This is a genomic window from Sporomusa sp. KB1, assembly GCF_007830295.1.
Lineage (GTDB): Bacteria > Bacillota > Negativicutes > Sporomusales > Sporomusaceae > Sporomusa.
Genome location: NZ_VLKC01000002.1, coordinates 3359270 through 3379377, shown reverse-complemented (window position 1 = coordinate 3379377; position 20108 = coordinate 3359270). Strand labels below are relative to the sequence as shown.

Below are 20108 nucleotides of genomic sequence, written 5' to 3'. Positions count from 1 at the left end.
ATTATACTCGTTCCATGCTAACGCAGCCCGGCTGCCGGCACACTTGCTGACAGAGCGAGCAGCCAATGCATTTTTCTTGCTCGATTTCCGGCCCGGCTTCTGTCCAGGCAATGGCTTCATTGGCGCTGTCACGGCAGGCAAGATAACACTCCCGGCACTTTTTGCATTTTTCCCGGTTAACTTGGGCGACAACTGTATAGTCACGGGATAATAAATGATGGTCCCTATAACTGGGAAACCCTGCGCCAATCAGTTCCAACGGACTTGTATAGCCGCGTTTGGCCAAATACTCCGTCAAGCCGGTTGTAAGGGCATCGATCATATCAAAGCCCTGCAACATGGGTGCCGTACAAAGCTGCACCGTTTTAGCCCCCATAAGCATGTAATCGACGGCATCTTTCCAATTCGATATTCCACCGCAGCCCATGACCGGTACCGAGTTCTCCCGCAGGATTTCACCCACGCACCGGAGGCCAATCGGTTTTATTGCCGGACCACTGTAGCCGGTAAAGGAAGAAAACCCGTCAACAGCCGGCGAGGGCGTAAATGTATCAAGATCAAAGCCTGCCACCCCGGGAACACTGTTTATTGCCGTAATCCCGTTTGCGCCCGCAAGTATGGCGGTTCTGGCTATTTGGCCAATGTACGATGTCGCTACGGTAAGTTTTGCCACTACCGGCACTTTGGCAGCAGCCATAACCCATTCCACAATCGTTTTGGTTGCTTCCGGATCTTTGCCGATGGAGGCGCCGCCACCGCTGAAGTGAAAGGCATGGGAACAGGAAAAATTCAGTTCAATGCCATCTATGCCCGCATCCTGAAAAGCCTTGGTTGCCGTCACCCAGTCTTCCTGCGTGCGCTTGGAAGTTCGCATGATGCTGGCGAATATTGGATGATCAGGATATTCCCGTTTAATTTTCTTTACTGTTTCCACCCACCAGTCCAGCGTGTGCGTGCTGCTAAGCTCCATATTGGTAAAACCAATCGTACTGGCACCTTGTTTTACGCGGCTGAATCGTGGCGTTACCTGGGCATGCTTTGCCGGTTCCATGGAGATAGTTTTCAGAATCGCCCCACCCCAGCCCATTTTAAAGGCACGCAATACTTTTTCCGGAGTATCCGTTACCGGCCCGGACGCCAGGATGAAGGGGTTAGGAAACCGCACTCCACAAAAATCAGTTGTTAGATCCACTTTATGACTCATGCTTATTACCTCATTTTAGAATTTTTTTGTTATACGCAGCTTACTCACAGAGAGGGCCGTATACCGTACTTTTGGGCCAGGCAGTTTAAGTCGGCAAGCACGGTCACCGCCAGCGGTATTCCCTTAGCCTGGTTTTCTGACGCCGCAACATATTCACGTTCACCGGGAAGGTAAATATGTTCTGACCCCGGCGCCAGCCGGCAGTTCTTTATTTCCCTGATCATTTCATCCATTCTGGCTTTAAATATCCCGGGCTCGCAAAACCGGTCAATTTTAATAGCGCCAAAAAGATGCCCTATATTCTGCGGTCGTTTGACATCGTTATAAAAATCAGTCACTTCCGTGGACAAAATGGCCGCCCCTGATAACACGGCAGATAAGATGCCGACAATAACCGTCAGTCCGTAACCTTTATAACCGCCTGTCGGCAGCAGTATCCCGTTGAAAGCCGCCTGCGGATCATTGGTCGGCAGCCCGTCCGCTGTCATAGCCCACTCCAGAGGAATCTTTTCTCCCTTTTTAGCCGCCACGGCAATTTTTCCCCGGGAAACAACGGTTGTTGCCATATCCAATACCACTGGGTATTCCTCACCTGACGGTACTGCAAACGAGAACGGATTGTTATCCAGAATAGGATCGGCGCCTCCCCATGGCGCCATCAGCTTGGCCGCCGGCGACGTAAAAACCATGCCGATCATATCGTGCGGCAAAGCCATTGTCGAATAGGTTAGCGCCATGCCAAAGTGGTTGCTGCCGCGAACGGCCGTAAAAGCGACACCGTCTTTCTCCGCTTTGTCCAGGCAAATCTGCATAGCTTGGGTGGCAATGACCTGCCCCATGCCATTGTGGCCGTCAAGCAATGTGGTTGTGCCGGATTCTTTCACAATTTCAATAGTACTGACGGCGCGTGTGGCCCCGGTCTCGATACGCCTGACATAAGCCGGAACCCGCATCACGCCATGGGAATTCATTCCCATTAAATCTGCTTGGATAAGACAGTCGCTTACCCGCCCGGCTTCTGCCTGCCGCATGCCGGCAGCCACAAATATGGCATCACAGCATTTTTTTAGCGTCTCAGCATCTACCCGGACAATTTTCTCTTCCCCTGCCATAGAACCACATCCCTATACCCTTCGTTTTGCGACGGACAGCAACATATAAAGAATATTGCCTCCGCCGGCGTCGTATACTATCTTTTGCTGCCAAACAGGCCAGACTACGCTTTTGGTATGCTCAGGCCGGCAACCGCCTGGGCAGAACATACCAGTTCAGGCGCCAACCGCTTGATCCAATCGCTAACCGCCTGAACCTGACGCACTTTTTCCCGTGCCAGATAAGCTTTGTAGCCGGTATCAACCCAGGTTTTATATATATCGCCCTCCGATTTGCCCGGCTCAAATTTAAAGTAAACCGGTGCGCATATTTTGGCAATCTCGGCAGCCTCGCTGAAACGGTAGAAGCCGCCCATTCCGTCCACTAAAGCCAGATAAACGTCCATGGGCAAATTCACGGCGCTGCGGATGGCAGCAAGCATCGGCAAGGTTAAATCCGCCAGGGGATTAAAGGTATCCGCTCCGAGTTTTTGCAAAAGTTTGGCGCTGGCCGGAGTGCCATGGCCGGCGAAAACAGACACCTTAAAAATGACATCTTGCGGGATATAGCCTTTAGCCCGCATTTCCCCCAGCACGGTTAACAGTCCCTCATCCGTGACCAGGAAGCCCTTGAAGCCGGCTTCAAGGCTTCTTTCGACACACTTAAGCACATAATACATATTATCAACGCCGCGAATCCTCATCCCGGAAACAATGCCTTCGGGTGTTGTTATCTGGCGGCCGCTGTCCCAGCCGCGGCTGGTGCAGGGCGTTATTATAACCTCGATATTTTTTGCGGCGGCCAGTTGCGCCATATCTTTCAATTCCGCGTCAGTCAGCAGTGTCGCCCCGCCGACGGTGGCAATGATCCGGTGAATTGGCACCTGTCTCTTCTCGGCTTCATCAACCATAGCTTCCAGCACTTGAAAATTCTCAATGCCGGCGACTTCATTGCGGTAATGCGCCCCGTCCGGGAACCGGTGCGGCGAAGCCGTCAGTTCATAACAATCCCGCTCCGGATACCCTAAACTCTTCAATGCTGCTTTGATCATATCCATTTAATAATAAACCTCCTGCAAACAAATGTATTTTTTCTAAGACTGATACACTGATTTTCTAACGTACACATACCCTTCCATGATTCTCCGGGCTGTCCGGTATACACCAAGCCTGGTAACCTTTATTTGCCCGCCGGCCTCTGAGCTTTCCGCTTCCACGGGAATAACGCCTCCCGGATGACCAATATGTACTGTCACTTTTGACTGGGCTTCCGCCCGTAGAACATTCCAGGCAACACTCCCCGGGATGCGTACTGCCGCTCCGGTTGCCACTGTGCCGGTAACCGGATAGGTCTTATGGACTTTTTGCATAAACAGTAGTCTCGCTACAATATCTACTTCACCGGCAGATATAGCCTTGCCGTTATAGGCAAGGTAGTCAGCCGGCGGGCTGACTATGGCAAAAAACGGGGCATACGGACTTACGGCTTTGGCCGCTGCCGGGTTATCAACCATACCGCACAGCACGGCGGCCTGCCCCCGGATTTTTTCAATCGTCGCCATTAAAGCCGGACTACCTTCCAGCGCCGGCGGCGCCTCAGTCCCTTTCAGATTCAGCTCACCAGCCTGGATAAACACAACCGGGTTACCGGCATCGACAATTGATACGGTATAGGTCCTGCCGTCCACGGTAATACTGTCCCGGGGATTGCCGGTCGGCAGAAGCTTGCCGGTAATTCCGCCGCAGACATCGGACCAGTCCAGGGTAATCCTCGCACCGGTGCCGGGGCAGCCGTCAATGGCAAAGTCGCCGTCAACCATTGCCTTCCCGTTTTTCACAGGCACTGCGGCAACAAGGATATTATTACTATTGGTCAAATGGATCCGAACCGTTGTAACCGGTTCCACAGGCTCGACCAGACCTTCATCAATGGCAAAGGGACCTACAGCGGCGGAAATATTGCCGCAGTTGCCGCCATAATCAATACACTCTGTTTCAAAGCTAACCTGGCCGAAGGTATAATCCACATCGGCATCGGGACGGCTGGGCGGCGAAATAATCGCCAGTTTGCTTGTTAATACGTCCGCACCCCCTAAGCCGTCAATCTGGCGCAAATCAGGACTGCCGTAGATAGCCCGAATCACAGCATCCCGTCTGGCGGCATCCCGGGGCAGGTCATTTTTCATGATGAAAACACCTTTGCTGGTACCACCGCGCACAATAAAGCATCGCAGCATTTCCATTTCCGGATGCATAAAGCAGCCTCCTTTCAACTTGGACTTACGGAGCGACAATACCGGTGACTGCCGGGAGGAATAGACGGATGAGGTTGTCGCAGACCAGTTCGAAGCTTTCTACTTTCGTATATTCCTCCGGACAGTGGCTCTTGCCGCCGATGCTGGGCATGAAAATCATAGCGGTGTCGGTGACCTGGGCAAATGCCTTGGCATCATGCCCGGCCCAGCTGTATAACTCCATAGAATTAGGAATCTGCAGCGCCCGGTAGCAGTCCAGCAGTTTTTCCGAGAACTGTTGGACAGGCGTATAGATTTCCTTGTCCAGCCGCACTTCAAGCCCATACTTTTCCTGTAGGCTCATAGCATATTCCTTGATCTCACCCGCCAGTCGCCTGGCCAGCCCGTCATCCTCTGACCGGAAGTCGACAACAAGCGCGGCCTGGCCGGAAATGACATTATGGATATTGGGGTAATTGGCAATGCGGCCGACTGTTGTCACCGCCCTGCCGCTATGCGCCTGACCGATTTCCCAGACCTTCAGTATCAGATCGGCGGCGGCCACCATTGCATCCCGGCGGTCTTTCATGACCGTAGGCCCGGCATGGTCTGCTTCTCCCTGAAATTCAAAGAATAGCCGACCAATGCCGACAATCCCCCGCACGATGCCCACATCACAGCCTTGGGACGCAAGTACTGCACCCTGCTCGACGTGCACTTCCATAAACCGGCTGTAATAGTTCCTGGCCCAGCCGCTGTCGGTCCCAAAGGGCCGGCCCGCAAAGAGTCCGCTTTCCGCTCTGAGAACTTCCAGGTTTTTTCCGTCGGCATTTTTATAAGCCAGCATCTCATCCACACTCATGTCACCGGTCATAAAACGCGCCCCGAAATACCCTTTCTGGCAGACAAGGCCTTCCTCTTCCGCAGTTGCCAGGACTTCGACCGGAAACGGCGGCACCACATGATTTTCATGCAGCATCGACACCAGTTCAAGGCCAACTACAACGCCGGCAACACCGTCATAGGCGCCGGCGTTGGCCACACTGTCGATATGCGAACCGATTGCCACCGGTTTTTCGTTACTGTTCGCCGGATTATAGCAACCGATCAGGTTGCCGAAAGTATCCATACGAACTTTCATGTCCATCGCTTCCATTTCGCTGCGTAGATAGGTCACCGCTTCCACCCAGGCCTGTGAATAGGTCGGGCGGGTAATCCGGCCCGTTTCCGCGGTAAAACCGGCAATGGTGCGCAGTCTTGTTTCAATTCTCACCGGATTGGCTTTGATCACGGTAAATCACCTCACTTAACATAGTTGGCCACTCAGTTCCTCCACCGCCGGACTGAAAATCAGCCCGGACATTCGCAGCCGGCAGGAGGTCGCCGGCGCTATCCAGCGCCGCCTGTCACCTGCGCCAGCTTGCTGTCAATAAATTCCCTGAACTCTTTTATAATCTGTTCATTGCTGCGCTCACGATCATCCATGGCCAGCCCGTAGATAAAGGGAAGGGTCAGCCGGCGGTCGGCAACTTCTGCCGTTAATTCCTCAATAAATATACCGGGTTTGTTGACAAGGGTCCGCGGCACCTCTTTAGGACGGCCGCCCCAATCCTCGCAGTAGCTTGATAGACTGCTGCCGCAGCTGGGTGAACCGTCGCAGGTAAGAACAGCCACCACTTCATAATTTACATTTTGGTAGTTTTGCAGATAATCAGCCATCTGTCCGGCCAGTTGCCGGCAAAACCGCCGGTAGCCCACATTGTCATAAAGGTTACGGCTGTGCCACCAGCGCTGGTTGCCCATGTACAGCGTTTCCGGGCAGGGCATTTGAATAACCCCGATGCTAAAATCATCCAATAGCCGGACTATCTCGGAAAACATTCCCGGATACCGGGCAAATTCCCGGACTTTGTTGTTGGCATTCAACAGACAGTTGGCCACAAAAATTATTTTTTTACCGCGCGCGTCTTCTTGATGTAGTGACATAAGGATACCTCCCGAGTACTCAGAAAGCTTGTTTAGACGAAGTTTTACTCTCTATCAGAGCAAAAAAAGATAAGCCACCCCAGTTCCCTGCTTCATGGCTTATCCACAAACCGGTAACCGCTAGCTAAATTCCGCCTGTTATTTTAAAGCTTTCGCAGCCTGCTCCCACGGAGTGGTGTCATATACTTTGGCCGGCACACTCTTGATGACCTTGTATTTCAGCGCTAACTCTTCTGTCGCTTTAATACTTTTCTCGTCAAGATAGAGCATTTTTTGAATATCTGCCCCATTGGGCGCAACCAGCTTGGCAATTTCCTTGGCACTGTTTAACTGATGCTCTTTGTTATTGCTGGCAGGATCGAGATACTTCCAGACAATTTCGGTTGCAGCCGCAGGATCCTTACAGGCCTCTGCCCAGCCCCGCATGGTAGCCTTCATAAATTTGGCGGCCAATTCCGGGTTTTTCGCCAGCCATTCACTGTTGACAATCAGGCAGTCCTCCAGCATGCCGGTGCCTTCTTTCTCCAGGTCGATAACGTCGATGTCACTTGGTTTAAGACCGGATTCCAGCAATACCAGATATTCGTTATAGGTATGGGCGGACGCCACGTCGAAGGAACCGTTAAGGAAAGCGCCCATCGAGCTGTCCTGTTTTATGATGGTAAGATCTTTATTCCTGTCCAGGCCGTATTTATCCAGCAGCGCATAGACGGGGAATTCCGCGTTACCCAGCCAGGCGCCGACTTTTTTACCTGCCAGGTCTTTAGGCGTTGCAATGCCTTTGTCTTTTTTGGCTACAAGCAGAAAAGAGCTTTTCTGGAAGATTTGGCCGACTTCCACAACCGGGTGTCCCTGCTCAATAAACGGCAATATCGTATACAGGTTTGCCAAACCGAATTCCGCTGCACCCACCGAAACCTGGTTGGTAGACACAAGATCCGGTCCGCCGGGGATAATCTCGATATCAATGCCCTCGGCTGCGTAGTAGCCCTTTTCTTTAGCGTAATAGAAACCCATAAATTGTGTCGAAGGCAGCCACTTGAGCTGCAGACGGACCTTGTTCAAGGCCTTGCCGCTCTCTGACGATTCTTTCGTAGCCGTCTTTGTGTCACCGCAGCCGGCCAGTGAACCGGCTAACAGGATAAGGGTAAGCAACAAGCCGATAAATTTCATGGTTCGTTTCATTTTCATTCTCCTTTACAATTTGTTATCTATCTTTGGGAAGCGTGCCATTTTATGGCATAACGCTCAACCACAGATACAATACCGTACAGCATGATGCCGCAGATTGCAGAATCCACGATATAGGCCCAGCCGAGACTCATCTGCGACAGCTTCAATACTGTGGAAAGTTCAAATCCTATCCCATGGTGGGACACGAAGAATTCGCTAATGATGGCCGCCATCAGACCAACCGTGGTATTGATCTTCATTGCGGTCATCACATTCGGTATACAGTTTGGCAGGCGCAGCTTCAGAAAAATGGTTTTTTTATCTGCTGCGTAAGAATGCATTAAATCAAGTGCGAATGGCCGGAGTACCGACAGCCCCCGGTAGGCATTGATTGCCATCGGTGCCATCGTAAACATGGTAACAACCGCTGTTTTTGACCCCATATCCATACCGAACCAATTGTTCATGATGGGTGCCATAGCAATCATGGGTATTGCGTTGAAGGCCGTAACCAGCGTGAGTCCCCCGCCGCCCCATTTGGGATAAACGGTGGTTATCACCGCCAGCAAGAAGCCGGCGCAAGACCCCAGTATAATACCGGTTAAGGCCTCAATCATTGTGTACCGGGTATGTACCATAATCACAGCAAAGTTGTCGACCAGCGCGGCAATTATTTCTTTCGGCAACGGCAACTGGTATGGTTTTAGCCGCAGCACCGCATGCAGGCCGCCTTCCTGCCAGAAGAGGATAACCAAGATGCCGAAGACAATGGCAATCAACAGGTTGGACACATGCCTGATTTTCTCCATCAGTTATCGCCTTCTTTCCTGCCGGCCTTTTCCCACGGGATCAGCTGTTTTTCCAGAATATCTATCACGAAGTACCCGAAGATCCCCAGCAGTGCCGCCGTGAGCACCGCTGCCCAGAATATCAGCGCACTGCTGGCTCCATAGTACAGGGAGCTGAGAATCTTAATGCCAATGCCCTCGCTGGCGCCAAACATTTCTACCAGTATGGCCGCCGTAATGGCCGCAGGCGCGGAAATTTTAAGCCCGGCAAACAGGTGGGGCAACGCTGCCGGAATCATCAGCTTGCAATAAGTGTCAATCCTGCCGGCGGCGTAGGAATACACCAGATCCTTCTTGTCTTTGTCCACACTTTTGAGTCCGCTGTACATATTGACTGCCACGGGGAAAAAGGTGATAAAGGCCGAGAGGATAATGCGCGCTGCATCCTGATTTTTGACAATGGCGTATACAATCGGTGCCAGCGCCAATACCGGAATCATCCGTAACACGATAAGATAAGGAGAAAGCATTGTGCCGACAAATTCGGCCAGCACCATCAGGATGGCTATGGCCGCACCCAGTAAGGCGCCGAACAGAAAACCCGCGAACGCCCGTGACAGAGTGCTCAGGGCATCACTCAGTAGGGAACCGAAGTTGGCAAAAAAGGTCGCCATGACCTGATGAAAGTACGGCAGCTTTTGCAGATGCATGTTGTCATGCAGCACATTTTGCAGCAGCCATGCCCCGCTTTCCCAGAGAACAATAATCGCTGCGGCCCAGATCAACGTCGCAATTTGTTTGTCTCTGCGCAACGCTTCCATCATTCCACCCCCACAAAACATTTTCTAATTTTAGTGAGTAAGGCGGCGAATTCCGGTGTATCACGAATTTCGTCTGTCCGCGGCCGGGGAAGATCAATGTCGACGACCGCGGACAGGATACCCGGATGAGGCGTCAGCACACATACGCGGTCTGACAGGAAAAGGGCTTCTGAAATATTGTGGGTCACAAAAATTACGGTTTTGTTCGTTTTGCTCCAAATACGGAGCAGATCTTCCTGCAGCTTGTTGCGGGTAAATTCATCCAATGCGGAAAATGGCTCGTCCATCAGCAGAATTTTGGGATTGATGGCCAGTGCTCTGGCAATACCTACCCGCTGCTGCATACCGCCGCTCAATTGATAGGGATAGCGGTTGGCAAAATCCAGTAACCCCACCATTTCCAACATTTCGTCAGATAACCGCTTTTGCTCCTCACGGCTTTTTTTCATAATTTCCAGCGGCAGACAGATGTTTTGCCGGATAGTTCGCCAGTCATACAGTACCGGGCTCTGAAAAACCATGCCGTACTGTCTTGTTTTTCGCGCTTCCTTTGGAGTCATGCCGCCAATTACAATTTTGCCTGAGGTCGGCTGCAAGAGATCCGCAACCAGCCGCAATAGTGTTGTCTTGCCACACCCGGACGGTCCCAGCAGGGAAACGAACTCTCCTTCCCGGATATTTAAATTCACGTTTTTTAATGCAGTTATATCTTCACCGCCCTGTCCCCGATACACCATACTCACGTTATCGATTTGCAGTTTATAATCGTTGCTCATGGGAAACCTCCTTATAGATAAAAAAAGACGACGAAAAAGGCTTTGGGGGCCTATTGCGTCGTTGCAATCGCTTGAATATTAAATTGCCGCCGACAGCCAATCCGCTACATCGCCGGCAACTAACCGGCCGGTTGGTTAGCCAGAGCCATCAACTGTGACATATCTGCCTGATTTTCCAGGTTTTCCACAAACCGAATAATTTTTTCCGTTCTGGCCGGGTCACTGTAAACCCGGTTGGCCAGCACGCGGAATTTTTCTTTGACATCTTCAAACGTAACCGGGTTCCGCCAGTCGCCCCTGGGATCATCGATTACGGCTTCATATCGTTGCCCGTCTTGCATAGTGACCTCCACCGCACTGGAGTAATGTTCGGGATAACGGCGTTCAAACTCGGGATCTTCAACCACCTCGGTCACGGCAATCAAATGTTTAACCAGTGGATCATCAATATATTTGACATCAAATTCATCCACCGTAACTTTGCCGTTTCTAAAAGCGATGGCCGCCTGGTACGGCATACTGAACTGCAGGTCCACAACATTTTGCGGTTTCCATTTCCGCTCCTCCGCCAGCAGCCGCATCGTATATTTCGAAGAACGAATATGAATTTTTTCGATTTTGTCCGGAGCAGGACTATGCTGTCGCACAATCTGCAGACAGGCATCCAGATGCCCGCCCGAATAGCGGCAACAGGGATATACTTTTATGCTTGATGAAGCAAAAATCCATTTCTCGCCAAGCTCATCCAGAAGATATTTGGGGTCGAAATGATCCAGGTAGGAATAGGCATGCAAGAGGCCGTCCTTACCTTCATAGATGTCGGCAGGGCCGTTAAACCCCTTTTGAGCCATGCGTGCTGCGATAATCGAGTTCATCGCCGGATGCCCGGCCTGCAGCCGTTTGGTGAAGGAGCCTTCGGAATTCCAGGCCATCAACCCGGCAACCATGCTGCCGGCAATCCCTTGCACATGTACCATTTGCTGCCGGTCAAGCGCCATCAGTTTGCCGGCCGTAACGGCAGCTCCCATTGTGCCGCAGGTACTTGTCGGATGGAATCCCTGGTAATACATATCGCCCAGATAAGCCGCCCCGAGCCGGCATACCACTTCGTTGCCCACGGCCACGGCCTCAGCAAACTTTTTCCCGCTTAACTGCTTGTGTTCGGCCAAGGCCAGCCCTACAGGATACGTTGCCGGTGACGGATGCGCATTTGATTCATTGTGGTCATCCACGAAATCATAGCCGTAACACTGTATTGCATTGGCAAATGCTGCGTTCGGCAGTGCAGCTTTCTTAGCCGAACCGATAATCGTACCTTCTGCCGGGCCGCCGAGTTCCTCCGCGATCTCCCGGGCAATCCGGCTGGTAATAATGTCCCTGGTGCCAACCATAGAAGCCAGCACGTCAAGTGTAAGCATCTTCGCATGACTGACGGCATAGGCCGGCAGCTCTTCATAGGTAAGGCCTACTGCCAACCGGGCAATTTCTTGTGCAATTGTTTTTTTCATATTTTCCCCTCCATTTGCTACTTGCTAATGCAGCCCTATTGCGCCTGCGTTATTTATAGGATATAGGCGGCCGGCGGTTTACAGTTCCATAATTTTGCAATGGGGAATAATCGGCCACTAAATAAAAAAATGGCGTACAATAAGGTTTTTAATGCTCCATTGCATCACCACGATAGTTAAATTATGACGGATTAAAGGCAATAAAAAAAGGACATATGTCCTTTTTTCTTTAGATAACAGCCAATATAAATTTTTCCTGCCGTTGCCGGCCCTATACATTAAAATCCAGCAGCCGCCGATACTGCCTGTCGGTAATAGTAATTTTCATGCCGCGCCGGCCGACCATCCCCAGATTCTTAAATTTGCCGACACAGCGGTCTACTGTTTTGACGCAGAAACCAATTTCATCGGCTAACTGACTGCGCGGGATATTGAGCTCACAGATGCCATTTGCCGCTTTGGTCTCATAATATTTCGCCAACAGATAAGCCAGCCGGGTCTCGCCTGTGGCAAACAGGAAGGTACGGTCACGGGTGACTTGCGCCGCATGTTTTCTGATGATCTGGACAGTAACTCTGTACAGCGCTTCCGGGCTCTTTTTCATCCAAGTCAAAAAATCATGTTTGCTCAGATAGAGGAATGCACACCTGGTTTCACATACAACTGTGGCGCGATAATTCGGGAAATTAGCCAGCGACTCATTCTCGCCCAATATTCCGGGCGCACGCAGTTTGGCAAACGAATAGATAATGCCGCTGGGCAGTTCATTCATGATATTTATTTCACCGTCAATCAGCAAATAGACCGATTCCACCGCCTCACCCATACGGATCATAATATTGCCCTTATGCCGTTCTATAAGCCGTGACTTTTGCAGCAACTCGTCCGGCATTAATGGCAGCAGTTCAGACAGCCATTGTTGTGCTGTGCCATCGCGGGCTGCAGTGATATATTTTTTGATAATATCCATAACTGTCGCCTCTTATTCCTGCCGTCCGTCCCGGGAAATCACGTCACGCATGGCTTCAACCGCTGTCTCAATGGCAACCGGAATCGCATCCGCATAGAAAGGCCGGCTCCCCAATACCTGTTCCCTTTCCCGGTTGCGGCACAGCAGTAGCACACTCGCACACCGTACGTGCAGCACGGAGGCTACCACAAATAGGGTGGACGACTCCATCTCCGAAGCCAGCGCACCGGCCATTTTCCACATTTTCCACCTGGCCAGCAGCCTGTCCCCGACCGGCATTCTGGCTGGTTCATGCTGCCCATAGTACGAATCCTTACATTCCACAACCCCCATAGCATAGGGATTGTGCAAGCGTTCCGCCGATTCTTTCAGCGCTGTCAGCAGAGAAAAATCGGCAACGGCAGGAAACTCTACCGGCAGATATTCCCGGCCAGTTCCATCCTTGCGGATTGCAGCAACCGGAATAATCAGCGTTCCCGGTTCAAGGTTTTCCTGAATACCGCCGCAGGTGCCCACGCGAATAAAAGTATGTGCTCCCAGCTTGGCCAGCTCTTCCATGGCAATAGCGGCAGACGGCCCTCCGATACCCGTTGATGTCACACTGACCATTGCACCATTCAGACGACCGGAATAAGTTGTGAACTCGCGGTTTGACGCCATAAATTCACTTTTGTCAAAATAGGAAGCGATCTGCTTGGCCCGTTCCGGGTCACCTGGCAAAAACACATATTCCCCGACTTCTCCTTTTTTACAGCCAATATGGCGCATTCTGTCATTGTTCATGGCTACGTCGCCACCTCCTCAGGCATGTATAATGCAAAAGATTGCACAGCACATTCATATACCATACTTCTGCCCAGCTTGACAGGCTGCCGGGTTTCTCTCGAATTGGCCAGAGTAGATAAAAAAAATAAGCCGGCGTCACCACCAAGGCAACAGCGCCAGCTTACATTTTTGTTAATATTCACTTTTCCCACCGGCTGATCAAAGTCAACACGGCAATTTTCCCTAAATCGCAGTGTGCCACAATGAATCAAGATTTAGTGTTACATTAGCATCTATTTTAAAAAAAGTCAAGAGTCTTGGCTGTATTCAATCGAAACGGCTATTTGACTAGAAGCCTGTGCTGATTGATCTGCAGTTGCTGTTAACTGCTCAGAAACTGCCACAACCTTTTCAGCATTTACCTGTACCATCTATTAACTGTTTCAAGTTGGCTACCATCGAATCAAAGGCATCCTTAGACCTGATCACTTTGCGCCGCCTCTTTTCAATGCGCCACGGGGATATGCCACGGATATGCCACGGATATGCCAAAGACCAGCTAAGTGAAGTCAAGCCCTTAACTACAATTTTTGTTTATGGAAAAATAAGTATAGCAAACAAGCCTCTATCAATATCGAACGATATTGATAGAGGTATAATGTAATGTTTTGTTTTTCGTCTTCGTTAAGCCGCCTTTTGCAGGTGTTTTTGATACAGTTCAACCTGCTGATCAGGGGTAATCAAACGAAATGGCTGCTTATTCTTTAATACCGAGAATATGATACGTAGTAGCTTGTTCATAACAGCGCCTAAGGCTTGTTTCTTGGTTTTCGTTTCGATTTTCCGTTGGTAATACTCATAAATCACCGAGTTAACGTGCGAACCTTTAGATTCCTTACGGATAGACGTCGTAGCAGCTATATAGAGTGCATGTCGGAGAAATGGTGATCCCCGTTTGGTTACTTTATTCTTTGTCCCTACAAAATTCCCCGATTGTTTAACCGAAGGGTCGATACCGCTAAAAGCCACTAATTGCTTAGCGTTCGCAAACCGTTCAATATCACCAATTTCGCCCAAAATGATAGCTGCTAATGTATCACCTATGCCCGGAATGCTTTTTAGGAAAGTGATTGCCGGTAACTGTTCAGCAAGTGCTTTAATCTGGTCATCGAGTAAACTAATTTGTGCGTCTAAAGATTGCACAATGCTAGCATAGCATTGTATTGTGGCGGCATAGGCCGACAAGGATATGCCAGTAACTTGGGCATCATCGGCGCAAGATAACAAATCAGCATATTTTTGCTGAGCATATAATCTACCCTTACGGGATACCGTTTGCAGCATGTCCAGTATGACATGCTGATTGGCTTTCTTGCTCCATTCACAAGGTGTGGGAAACTTATTTACTAGAGTCAATGCCGTAAGCGATCCCGGGTTAAGGATAGTAGGAAAAAGAGGAGCAATTTGTTCAATAGCACACTGTAACTTATTGAGCAAATTGGCTCGTTGTTCTACCAACTGCCCCCTTGTTCTTGCTAAGACCTTCAAATTGGCCAGCTGTTCTTTAGGCATAGTTGTAGGATAAAAAGCATGAACAAATAACAGTCTGGCCAATTCAAGTGCATCAACCCGATCTGTCTTAACTTTCCTTACAACAGAATTTTTGATAGAATGGGAGATAAGGGGATTGATGTGGTAGACTTCAAAACCCTGTTTCAAGAAAAAGTGGACGATGCGCTGAGAGTAGTGACCCGTGGATTCTAGGGCGATGAGCGGTTTACTACTAAATGCTTCTTCCACTTTTCTTATTTGCCCTAGAACAAATAAAAGCCCTTGCTTAGTATTTAACGCTTTAAAAGGTTTCAAAAAGGTAGTACAAGTTGGAGATACTGCTGCATAAAAACAAAAATTTTTGGCTACATCAATGCCAATAACCGGACGATTAGTCAACACCGCTGACCTCCTATAAGATAAATTGAAGGGTTATCCATTCCAAGCTCAAAGATTACCGCCTTGCACGTGAAACGGGAATAAGCTCCCAACCAGCTAAAACGTAAATGCTTTGGAAATGGATGAATTGTCTGTAGGCATGGGTATAGAAAAATCTTCCCTGGGACGGGGCCATTCATATCCTTCTTCCTCATTATACCTAGAAACTGATTGTTCGGAGTTTTTCTATCCCAAAATGGATAACCCTTCTGTACTATATCTTACAGGGGACGGTGGTTGTGTCCAGCATGCGGCATAAAGACAGTACCACCGTCCCCTGTCTATGTCTTTCCGTCCCCTTGCTTCTCCTAACCCCGTTCCTTGACACCTAGTTCAAAATCAAAGCTAACCTTATAACGTGGTAGTTCAGGTTGTAGACAAAGGGGGCTGTCGCGCTAACAGCCCCTTTTTAGAATGGAACAAATTAATATAAACTCCCCCTTAAATTAATAACCTAATGCAGCACCGTCTCCACGAGGATCTGCCCCACCATACTTTATATTGTTATCATGGTTAATCAATATAGCTCCTGCATGCCCCATTACATCAGTATATCCTTCTATCACTTTCACAGGGTGTCCCCGCCTAACTAATTCTTCTATAACCTGCTGTGGAACTCTTCCTTCAATTTTCAAGTCATTCGAAGACGCTCCCCAAGTTCGTCCATGTAACCAGCGCGGCGCTTCAATGGCATCTTGTACATTAAACTCAAAATCGACAATACGGGTAACTATAGCAGCCTGTGTTTGCGGTTGACCTTCTCCGCCCATTGTACCATAGACAAGATACGGCTTATTATCCTTCATTAACATGGCTGGATTTAATGTATGAAATGTACGTTTATGTGGTTCTAAATGATTGATATTAGACGAATCAAGTGAAAAAAAGCTTCCCCGATTTTGTAATATTACTCCTGTGCCTTTAGGAATAATGCCCGATCCATAATCATGATAAATACTTTGAATTAACGATACCGCATTACCCTCTTTATCAACAATACCGATCCAAACCGTATCTCCTTTAGGGTCTAATGGTTTAACATCAGTAGCTGCTTTTTGCATATCCATGCGATTTGCCAATGCAATACCGTGCTCTTTGGATAACAACTCATTTACAGGTATTTTAACAAAGGCTGGGTCCGTTAGCCATTTATCTCGATCAGCAAATGCTTGTTTAGTTGCTTCGACAATCGTGTGATAATAATCGGCTGTTCCTTCACCCATTGATTTAATATCATAGTTATTTAAGATATTAAGAATAGAAAGAGAGGCCATTCCTTGTGTATTAGGCGGTAAATTATACGCCTTATAGCCCCGATAATCTACCGATAACGGGTCTACCCAGTCTGCCTTGTGTGTTGCAAAGTCACTCAGCGTTAGAACACCACCATTGGCTTCAAGTTCAGACACAATTTTTTGAGCAATTTGCCCTTTATAAAAACCATCTGCTCCTTGTTGTGCTACAATTTTTAAAGTATTAGCAAGATCTGCCTGCTTAAAAAGTTCGCCTACTCGGTAAGGGGTTTGATCTTGTTTTAAATAAATACTGCGGAATCCTTCAAAACGCTGTAAATCCCGAAACTGTGTATCATTTGGGTTAATATTAACTTTAGTCCAAAACTCCTGACTCGGTGTTACAGGAAGGCCGTTTTCGGCATAGTCAATAGCACTGTTTAGCAGCCCGCTCCATTTGAGCTTACCATTCATACTGTTCCTAGAATAGTTATAAATTTCCCACCACCCGGAAATTGCACCAGGAACAGTATTAGCTGCTAGGTAGCCGCGAGCTGGAATTTTACTATAACCAAGAGATTTGTAATATTCAATAGTTGCCTTTTCTCCTGCTCTGCCACTGGCATTTAGCCCTTTTAAGTGTCCTGTTTTAGCATTATAAATTAACCAAAAATTATCTCCACCGATTGAATTCATATGAGGATATACAACACTGATGGTCGATGCAGCGGCAATCGCCGCCTCCGCTGCATTTCCACCATTCTCCAAAACGCGGATGGCCGCTTCAGACGCTAAGTAATGCGGGGTAACAACCATTCCATGTGGTGCCATTGTTGTCGGTCTATTAGCGGCTTGTACCATTCCGACCTGCAGCAAAAATGAAAAACATACCAACACGATAATAGGCGTCCTAAAACACTTTTTTACTAAATTCATATTATTCCTCCTAATATTTTCTTACTTTCCTCTGAGCTAAATCGAAATTATCACCTCCTTACAGAAGTTTCTTAGATTAACCTTTCAGTCGAGACAGTTTTCTCCCGCACCAATTTGTAAGCCAAAGAATACTCTCCACTTTATATAGAACCATCCAAAGAAGCATTGCGGCATTTAGTAAAAACAATACCAAAAAAGCTGCTTGATAGCCTTGAGGATGGTATCCACTATCCATAGGCGGCCATAAATTAATTATAATTCCTGTCACCCATTGAATGAAAAAGACAGTAACAAATACCATAAAGTTGTATAAGGTAATAACTCTGCCTGCCAAGTTTTTCTCAAACATTATAACCAAAAGGGAGTAAGCCAATAATGAAAATGGACCAGAAAGCATTAACAGTACCCAAGAAAGTACCCCTGCCTTATTTTCAAGTATGCCAATACATCCTAATGCCGTTGTAAATACCACCATACCAGCTTTGCATACGGACTCCGTGCTTATACCAAAAAGTCGAAGCTTATGGGCAATCAAGCCATTCAAAAAATATCCGCTGCATACGGCTATGGATATAATCATCAATGAAAACGCCACCTCTGAAATATCCATTCTGTATACGTCTTTCAACCAAGGTCCAACCCATAGTGTATTTAAAGCTATAAAGCTAGCCTGCACCATTGTTGCTGCTGGCGTAATCTGCCAAAATTTCGCTGATCTTGCAATGTGCACCACCGCCATAAATTGCATACGAATTGGTTCACCTGTACTGCCTTCTCGGCTCTTTTGCGGAACCATTTTATAAACCAATAGGGCTGCTATAAACGTAATTGTAGCAAGTATATAAAATAGCTCTCGCCAATGAATGAACGCAAGAGCCACATGAATAGGCTGAGTTGCTATAATAGCCCCTAAACCACCGGCTAATGCTTGATAGCTATTAACCAGAGGTAATTCTTCATTAGTTAGCCATTCTTTATAAGCCTTAAACGCTGCCATTAAACAACCGGATACTCCAATTCCAATTAATCCACGTCCAACTATTAAGTGCCAAGTAAGATAAGCTTTAGAAAACAGTAAAGAACCACAGACCGCAAACAAAAGCAAAATAGATAAAGTCCTTCTAGCACCAAATCGATCAAGCGCTACACCTAATGGCGGCTGCGCTATCGCAAAGGCTATAAAATAGCTACTCCCGACCAAACCCAAATCAGCCGCAGATAGACTAAAATCTGTAATTAAGTAAGGTGACAATACAGATGTACTAGTACGGTATAGTACTGAAATAAAAAAACTAAAAGCAAAAGGGAAAATTAATTTGGAAATAAATATAAACTTGTTCTCAATAATACCGCTACTTCTTTCCATGTTTTCACCACGCTCAGCATTTTATTATTTATTATCTATTTTCGATTGTATACATTAATCATTGTTGAAAATATAATAGCCTCTGCAAAATTTATTTTGCAGAGGCTTCGTTGCCCAAATTATTTATCATTTAATTATTTAAATTTTAGCATTATAAGTAAATTATAGTCAAGTATTATTTATTACTTATTACTTAATTGCCGTATATAAGCTGTTACAACATCACTAGTATCGGATATGTGTTTTCTAAGAATTCCCTTAGCTTGCTCAATATTTTTGTTCTCACATGCTTGTAAAAGATTAAAATGTTCTGCTTTGGCCAGCTCTTGATATTTCAAATCTGAAAAGTATAACCGCATATATCGTTCAACATTATCATATAGTGTTTTAATGAGCCCCAGCAGTTTAGGCTTACAGGCGACTCGATATAAACCTTCATGAAACTTCCAGTTTAAATCCCCCCACTGATTATTGTCTGTTTCATCCTCAGCCTTTTTTAGAATCTTTGTCGCAAATTCTATATCTTGATTAGTCAGATTAGGAATGGCAAGTTCAAGAGCCCCAGTTTCAAGAAGTATACGAATCTGATATATCTCAAGCGCCTCATCTACCGAAAGCTCAGTAACAATTACTCCGCGGTTTGGAATAAATTTCACTAATCCTTCTGCCGCCAAGCTTTTTAATGCCTCTCTCAAGGCACTCGAACTAATATCAAGCTGTGAAGCCCATTCTTCTTGTTTCATTTGCGTTCCCCCTGGAAGGCTTCCAGAAACAATAGCTTCTCTAATAACACGTATTACCATATCCGGCACTGTACGAGGAGATATTTTCTTAACAGCAAGCAATCCTTTATTTTCCACAGAATAACTACTCCACTTTCATCAATAATATACCTGTACTTAAGAATAACATAAGCCGCAAGTCTTGTCTTCCTTATTTTTAATCGTTTTTGCTATGCAAATAAGAACCTCCCTGCACTTTTCTGTAATATTTCTTGGAAGTACTCAACAAGGAAAATCATGCTAATACGATTGATGTGATCTTTCTCGCCCTGTAATCAGCCATACTTCTTACCGCTCTTATGGGTTCATCTGGAATCCAAAGCGTCTTAGTTTACGGAGATTTTCCAACCTACTTTTTTTGTTATGCTTTTTCCACTACAATTCCGCCATAAATTGCATCTTTGGGTCTGCCACTTAGCGAGCGATTTCCCGCTCTAGCCTGACGTTCCTGCCTAAATGCCATTTTTCGCTGTTACCAACGATACGG

At 47.6% G+C, this 20108-nt stretch carries 19 protein-coding genes; all 19 read right to left on the bottom strand.

What is annotated here, in order from left to right:
* Nucleotide 1: 1 nt before the first annotated feature.
* A complete protein-coding gene (gene preA, locus SALPA_RS19340) occupies nt 2-1204 on the bottom strand; it encodes an NAD-dependent dihydropyrimidine dehydrogenase subunit PreA (RefSeq protein ID WP_145097710.1) in 1203 nt (400 codons plus the stop codon).
* A gap of 44 nt (nt 1205-1248) precedes the next feature.
* The gene (locus SALPA_RS19335) at nt 1249-2316 is read right to left on the bottom strand and encodes an Ldh family oxidoreductase (protein ID WP_145097707.1); all 1068 of its coding nucleotides are present in this window, start codon (nt 2314-2316) and stop codon (nt 1249-1251) included.
* A gap of 104 nt (nt 2317-2420) precedes the next feature.
* Nucleotides 2421-3332, bottom strand: coding sequence for a hypothetical protein (locus tag SALPA_RS19330; RefSeq protein ID WP_145097704.1), 912 nt, complete (start codon nt 3330-3332; stop codon nt 2421-2423).
* Nucleotides 3333-3389: 57 nt separating this feature from the next.
* Nucleotides 3390-4550, bottom strand: a complete 1161-nt coding sequence (locus SALPA_RS19325) for a 2-methylaconitate cis-trans isomerase PrpF family protein (RefSeq protein ID WP_255451269.1) — start codon at nt 4548-4550, stop codon at nt 3390-3392.
* A gap of 25 nt (nt 4551-4575) precedes the next feature.
* A complete protein-coding gene (locus tag SALPA_RS19320; RefSeq protein ID WP_145097702.1) occupies nt 4576-5820 on the bottom strand; it encodes a Zn-dependent hydrolase in 1245 nt (414 codons plus the stop codon).
* A 98-nt stretch (nt 5821-5918) separates the two neighbouring features.
* On the bottom strand, nt 5919-6515 hold the full coding sequence (locus SALPA_RS19315) for a CD3072 family TudS-related putative desulfidase (protein WP_145097699.1): 597 nt from the start codon (nt 6513-6515) through the stop codon (nt 5919-5921).
* Nucleotides 6516-6653: 138 nt separating this feature from the next.
* The gene (locus SALPA_RS19310) at nt 6654-7700 is read right to left on the bottom strand and encodes an ABC transporter substrate-binding protein (protein WP_222428059.1); all 1047 of its coding nucleotides are present in this window, start codon (nt 7698-7700) and stop codon (nt 6654-6656) included.
* A 26-nt stretch (nt 7701-7726) separates the two neighbouring features.
* Nucleotides 7727-8497 (bottom strand): ABC transporter permease, encoded by a 771-nt coding sequence (locus SALPA_RS19305; RefSeq protein WP_222428058.1) that lies wholly within the window; start codon nt 8495-8497, stop codon nt 7727-7729.
* Nucleotides 8497-9300: an ABC transporter permease gene (locus tag SALPA_RS19300; RefSeq protein WP_222428057.1), complete on the bottom strand. Its 804-nt coding sequence runs from the start codon at nt 9298-9300 to the stop codon at nt 8497-8499. The genes SALPA_RS19305 and SALPA_RS19300 overlap by 1 nt, the downstream gene beginning before the upstream one ends.
* Nucleotides 9297-10073: an ABC transporter ATP-binding protein gene (locus SALPA_RS19295; protein ID WP_145097691.1), complete on the bottom strand. Its 777-nt coding sequence runs from the start codon at nt 10071-10073 to the stop codon at nt 9297-9299. The genes SALPA_RS19300 and SALPA_RS19295 overlap by 4 nt, the downstream gene beginning before the upstream one ends.
* A 119-nt stretch (nt 10074-10192) precedes the next feature.
* A complete protein-coding gene (locus SALPA_RS19290; RefSeq protein WP_145097688.1) occupies nt 10193-11581 on the bottom strand; it encodes an MmgE/PrpD family protein in 1389 nt (462 codons plus the stop codon).
* Between the two features lie 271 nt (nt 11582-11852).
* Entirely contained in the window at nt 11853-12551 is a 699-nt protein-coding gene (locus SALPA_RS19285; RefSeq protein WP_145097685.1) for a Crp/Fnr family transcriptional regulator, read from the bottom strand.
* A gap of 12 nt (nt 12552-12563) precedes the next feature.
* Nucleotides 12564-13334 (bottom strand): nucleoside phosphorylase, encoded by a 771-nt coding sequence (locus tag SALPA_RS19280; RefSeq protein WP_145097682.1) that lies wholly within the window; start codon nt 13332-13334, stop codon nt 12564-12566.
* Between the two features lie 2 nt (nt 13335-13336).
* Nucleotides 13337-13519, bottom strand: coding sequence for a hypothetical protein (locus SALPA_RS19275; RefSeq protein WP_145097679.1), 183 nt, complete (start codon nt 13517-13519; stop codon nt 13337-13339).
* 105 nt (nt 13520-13624) lie between these two features.
* Nucleotides 13625-13747, bottom strand: a complete 123-nt coding sequence (locus SALPA_RS31600; protein ID WP_255451268.1) for a hypothetical protein — start codon at nt 13745-13747, stop codon at nt 13625-13627.
* Nucleotides 13748-14000: 253 nt separating this feature from the next.
* Nucleotides 14001-15269 carry an IS110 family transposase gene (locus SALPA_RS19270; RefSeq protein ID WP_145097677.1) on the bottom strand — a complete coding sequence of 423 codons (1269 nt, stop codon included), beginning with the start codon at nt 15267-15269 and terminating at the stop codon, nt 14001-14003.
* A gap of 482 nt (nt 15270-15751) precedes the next feature.
* A complete protein-coding gene (ggt, locus tag SALPA_RS19265) occupies nt 15752-17473 on the bottom strand; it encodes a gamma-glutamyltransferase (RefSeq protein WP_145097674.1) in 1722 nt (573 codons plus the stop codon).
* Between the two features lie 76 nt (nt 17474-17549).
* Nucleotides 17550-18839: an MFS transporter gene (locus tag SALPA_RS19260; RefSeq protein ID WP_145097672.1), complete on the bottom strand. Its 1290-nt coding sequence runs from the start codon at nt 18837-18839 to the stop codon at nt 17550-17552.
* Nucleotides 18840-19021: 182 nt separating this feature from the next.
* Nucleotides 19022-19699: a GntR family transcriptional regulator gene (locus SALPA_RS19255; RefSeq protein ID WP_255451267.1), complete on the bottom strand. Its 678-nt coding sequence runs from the start codon at nt 19697-19699 to the stop codon at nt 19022-19024.
* Nucleotides 19700-20108 lie beyond the last annotated feature (409 nt).